The organism is Halomonas sp. (assembly GCF_041689495.1).
Taxonomy (GTDB): Bacteria; Pseudomonadota; Gammaproteobacteria; order Pseudomonadales; family Halomonadaceae; genus Halomonas.
This window is the reverse complement of record NZ_JBDNGD010000287.1, coordinates 1-2,089: the sequence shown is the minus strand read 5'-3', so window position 1 is coordinate 2,089 and position 2,089 is coordinate 1. Positions and strand designations below refer to the sequence as shown.

General features: G+C 65.7%; 2 protein-coding genes. Both read left to right on the top strand.

Annotated features, from left to right (window positions below; genetic code table 11):
- Positions 1-509: hypothetical protein (locus ACESMD_RS09770; protein ID WP_372612672.1), on the top strand; the 509-nt coding region annotated here is incomplete at its 5' end.
- Positions 506-2,089, top strand: a 1,584-nt coding sequence (locus ACESMD_RS09765) for a hypothetical protein (RefSeq protein WP_372612670.1), incomplete at its 3' end; no start/stop codon positions are given. The genes ACESMD_RS09770 and ACESMD_RS09765, both read left to right, overlap by 4 nt.

Below are 2,089 nucleotides of genomic sequence, written 5' to 3'. Positions count from 1 at the left end.
TCTGGGCCGAGCTGGAACGCGAGCAGGCCAGCTACCAGACGCTCTTTGCCGCGCTTGGCTATGAGTTGCGCGTCGATGGCCGCGGCTTTGCCTGGTTTCATACCGAGGAGGCCAGCAGCACGGTCAACAAGGCCACCCGCCAGCTGGCACTGCTGTTCATGGTGATCTTCGATACCCAGGCCGATGCCGGCAAGCCGTTGATGCGCTTCGGCGACTGGATCATCGACCGCGCCCTGCTGACCCGCGTCCAGGAGCAGCACCAGGAAGTGCTTACCGCGGAAGGGCTGGATGTCGAGGGGTTGTGGGGCCTGCTGGAGACGGCGGCACGCTTCGGCTTTGCCCGTCAGGAGAGCGGTCACTGGCACTTGTTGCCGGCGGTCTGTCGGTATCTCGACCACATCGAGGCGCTGGCGGCTGAGACGGAAAGTGCGGTGCCGGGTCTCGAGGAGGGCGTCTGGCATGATGACGGGGAAGCGGGTCTCGTCGATGACGAGGAGCGTGGCCCATGATGTCGTATGGCTTTCAGCGTCTGGTGCTGCTGGGCAGTGCCGGCTATGACCGCGCCGAATTGCCGCTGGATGACTCGGTCTCGCTGATCGCGCCCAACAATACCGGCAAGACCAGTCTGATCAATGCCTTGCAGTTCCTGTTGATCATCGATCGGCGCCGCATGGACTTCGGTGCCCACGAGTTCGACAAGACGCGTCGCTTCTATTTTCCCGGCAACAGCGCCTACCTGCTGCTGGAGGTAAGCCTGCCGCAGAGCGGCACCGTGGTGCTGGGGTGTGTCGGCAAGGGGGTCAGCCACGAGTACGAATACTTCGCCTACCAGGGGCCGCTGGAGGTGGAGGACTATCGCCTTGCCGACGGTACCCTGGTTCGCCAGCCGCAACTGGCGGCACATCTGGCCGAGCGCGAACGGCTGGTGTTTCGCTACAACGCCAGCGAGTTTCGCGAGCTGATCTACGGGGGGCGCAGGACACGCACCGCCCATGAGCCGGATTTCACCGTCTTTCGCCTGGAACATGCCGCCGATGCCCAGGCCTTCCAGCAGGTGCTGACCCGCACCCTGCGGCTGGACAAGTTGAGCTCCGCCGACGTCAAGCACTACCTGCTGCTGATCTTCCGACGTGACCTCCCCGATGCCAACATCGACTTCAAGCAGGAGTGGGACAAGGCCTTCGCCGAGGTGAATGCCGAGCGCGCCCAATACCAGGCCGCCCTGGGGCAGTGTCGGCGCATCGATGCCCTGGCCGAGGACTATGAGGCCCGTTTGCGCCTGCGTGGCAAGCTGATCGACTGGCGTCCGCGTATCGAGGCGGGGCTGTCCGCCTGGCAGGCGCATTACCGGCAACGCCAGCAGGCCCTGGCAGATGAAGAAGCCCAATGCCTGCAGGAACAGCGTCGGCAGACTGACCAGGACCGTGAGCTGACCGCCCGCCGAATGCAGATCGAGGGGCAGCTCGAGGCGCTCGACCGGGCCGATGAGCAGCAGGCCGAACTGGCCCGGCGCTTTACCCTGATCACCGAGCGTCGGCAACTGGAGGATCAGCTGGCCGTTGCCGAGCGGCAGCGTGATGCTCAGACCACCCTGATCGGGCAGGTCAGCGGACGCCGCCCGGAGGCGGTCCGGCGCGATCTCGAGCGCCTGGAGCGGGATCGCGAGGCGCTGACCCAGCAGCGCCGCCATCTGGATGACAACCTCTACCGCCGGCTCGGTGAAGTGCTCTCCGCCGAGGCGCTGGATCGCCTCAATCGGGTGCTGAGTGCCACGGTCATGACGCTGGGGCCCGACGATTTCAGCCTCGATGGCTCCCGGCTGCGCGAGACCCTGGCCCGGCACGATGATCGCCTGGCCCTGGCGGGGCTCGAGGTTTCACTGGCTGCGTTGCAGCCCCAGCATCATCAACTCGGCGAGGCCGAGCTCGATGAACGGCTGGCCGATGTGGATCAGCAACGCGAGGCCCTCGCCGGGCAACTCGACGCCGCGGAGCAGATGGAAGGCGCCCTGGCCATCAAGGCCGAGCGCGAGGCGGAAGTGCGTCGGGTCGAGCAGGAAATTGACGACTACGATGCGCTGCAGTCGCTA